This window comes from Sandarakinorhabdus rubra, assembly GCF_010994245.1.
GTDB classification, from domain to species: Bacteria; Pseudomonadota; Alphaproteobacteria; order Sphingomonadales; family Sphingomonadaceae; genus Sandarakinorhabdus; species Sandarakinorhabdus rubra.
Map to the genome: position 1 here is coordinate 1 of NZ_WMHO01000277.1, position 2,876 is coordinate 2,876.

2 protein-coding genes are annotated in these 2,876 nt (G+C 68.8%); both read right to left on the reverse strand.

All coding sequences use genetic code 11. From position 1 onward, the window contains the following. On the reverse strand, positions 1-2,284 hold a 2,284-nt coding region (gene alaS, locus GJV64_RS13265), incomplete at its 3' end, for an alanine--tRNA ligase (RefSeq protein WP_164157821.1). 50 nt (positions 2,285-2,334) lie between these two features. Further along, the gene (locus GJV64_RS13270) at positions 2,335-2,793 is read right to left on the reverse strand and encodes a GNAT family N-acetyltransferase (protein WP_164157822.1); all 459 of its coding nucleotides are present in this window, start codon (positions 2,791-2,793) and stop codon (positions 2,335-2,337) included. Between the last annotated feature and the right edge of the window lie 83 nt (positions 2,794-2,876).

The following is a 2,876-nucleotide window of genomic DNA, read 5'->3' on the forward strand; positions in this document are numbered from 1 at the left end:
GCGCCAGCGCCTTCTTGGCGTCGGCCAGTTCGCGTTCCAGCCGCTTGCGCTCGTCCAGCAAGGCCGCCACGCGCGCCGGGACTTCCTCCGGCCGCGCGCGGATGGCACCGGCCGCTTCCAGCAGCAGCGTCTCCCGCTCGTTCAGCCATTCGCGCGCGGCGATGCCAGTCTTGGCCTCGATGCGGCGCACCCCGCTGGCGACCGCGCTCTCGCCGGTGATCTTGAGCAGGCCGATGTCGCCCAGCGCGCCGACATGCGTGCCGCCGCACAGTTCGACGCTATAGGTGTCGCCGCCATCGTCGGCCCCCATGGCAAGCACGCGCACCTCCTCGCCATATTTCTCGCCGAACAGCGCCATGGCGCCGGCGGCGATGGCGTCATCGGGGGTCATCAGCGTGGTGGTCACCGGCCGGTTGCCGAGCACCTGGGCGTTCACGTCGGCCTCGACCGCCGCCAGTTCGGCCGGCGTGACGGCCTTCTGGTGAGAGAAGTCGAAGCGCAGCGTGTCGGCGCCCACATAGGAGCCCTTCTGGGTGACATGGGTGCCCAGCCGGCGGCGCAGCGCGGCATGCAGCAGGTGAGTGGCGCTGTGGGCGCGGCGGTGGGCGCCGCGCTGCGGGGCGTCCACCTCGAGCCGGACCACGTCACCGACCTTCAGCGATCCTTCCGTCAGCGTCACGTCGTGCAGGTGCAGCTTGCCCAGCGCCTTCCTCGTGTCGGTCACCCGCGCCGACAGGCCGTCGCCCCAGCTGATGCTGCCACCATCGCCGGCCTGGCCGCCGCTTTCGGCATAGAAGGGCGTCTGGTTGGTGATCACCACCAGGCTGTCCCCGGGGCTGGCGGTGTCCACCTGCTTGCCGTCCTTCACCAGCGCCAGCACCTGCGCTTCGCCGACAAGGCCGGTGTAGCCGGTGAACTCGGTGGCGCCGTGGGCTTCGGCAATGTCGAACCACACGGCCGCATCCTTGGCCTCGCCCGACCCGGTCCAGGCGGCGCGGGCGAGTTTCTTCTGTTCGGCCATGGCGGCATCGAAGCCGGCGCGATCAACCGCGATGCCGCGGGCGCGCAGGGCATCCTCGGTCAGGTCATAAGGAAAGCCATAGGTGTCGTAGAGGCGGAAGGCGACATCGCCGGGCAGCGTGCCACCCGACGCCAGCTTCGCGCTCGCCTCGTCCAGCAGGCCCAACCCGCGCTCCAGCGTCTGGCGGAAGCGGGTTTCCTCCAGCTTCAGCGTCTCCTCGATCAACGCCTGCGCGCGGCCAAGCTCCGGATAGGCCTGGCCCATGGTGCCGATCAGCGCCGGCACCAATTGATGCATCAACGGCTCCTTCGCGCCCAGAAGGTGCGCGTGGCGCATGGCGCGGCGCATGATCCGCCGCAGCACATAGCCGCGCCCCTCGTTGGCCGGCAGCACGCCATCGGCCACCAGGAAGCCGGCGGAGCGCAGGTGATCGGCGACCACCCGGTGCGAGGCGCGGGCTTCGGCGCTGGCGGCACGGCCCACACGGTCCTCGCTGGCGGCGATCAGCGTCCTGAACGTGTCGGTGTCATAATTGTCGTGGACGCCCTGCAGCACGGCGGCGATGCGTTCCAGGCCCATGCCGGTGTCGATCGACGGGCGCGGCAGATCGAGCCGCGTGGACTTGTCCACCTGCTCATACTGCATGAAGACGAGGTTCCAGATCTCGACGAAACGGTCGCCATCCTCATCGGGGCTGCCGGGCGGGCCGCCGGGGATATGGTCGCCGTGATCCCAGAAGATTTCCGAACAGGGTCCGCACGGGCCGGTGTCGCCCATCGACCAGAAATTGTCGTTGGTAGCGATGCGGATGATGCGGCTGTCGGGAATGCCGGCGATCTTCTTCCACAGGTCGGCCGCCTCGTCGTCGGTGTGATAGACGGTGACGGTCAGCCGGTCCTTGGCCAGCCCCCATTCGCGGGTGAGCAGGTCCCAGGCGAGGCTGATGGCGCGTTCCTTGAAATAATCGCCGAACGAGAAATTGCCCAGCATTTCAAAGAAGGTGTGGTGCCGCGCCGTGTAGCCGACATTGTCGAGATCGTTGTGCTTGCCGCCGGCGCGCACGCATTTCTGGCTGGAGACCGCCGTGCTGTAGGGCCGGCGTTCCAGCCCGGTGAAGACATTCTTGAACGGCACCATGCCGGCGTTGGTGAACATCAGCGTCGGATCATTCTGCGGCACCAGCGGCGCCGATGGCACGATGCTGTGCCCGGCGCTGGCGAAATGATCGAGGAAGCTGCGGCGGATATCGTTCGAGGACGTCATGGCCGACGCGCTTACGGCAGCCGGCGCGCAGCGTAAAGGGCGCGAAAGCCTCAGGCGGCGGGGCGGAAATCGAACATGATGACGCCATCGCCATGCCGCGCCGCCGGGCTGGCCGTGCCGCCCGCCGCTGCATAGAGGCCACGCGCGGCCCGGTTGCTGCTGTTGGTCAGCACCCAGGCGGCTTCACAGCCCAGCAACCAGGCGTGATCAAGCGCCGCCCGCATCAGCGCCAGGCCAATCCCGCGGCGCTGCCAGGCCTCGGCGACGCCAACCTCGTTCAGCCAGCATTCCAGCGGCTTGTCGGGATGAAGATAGGTGACGGCGCTGACGAATCCGATCATCGCCCCATCGGCCATGGCGGCAAACAGGTGATGATCGGGATGGGCGAGGAAGCGCCGGGCCATCTCGGGGCGCAGCGGATGATCGAACAGCACGCTGGCCGCCAGCAGCAGCGGCAGGTCGGCCGGGGCCAGCCTGCGGATGATCAGGCCCGCGCCGTCACCAGCCATGCCGCACCCGGCAGTTCCACGCGGCCATCGGCGAGGTGAGGCTTCAGCGCTGCCGCCAGCACCGGCCGGGCCGCATCGCCGAT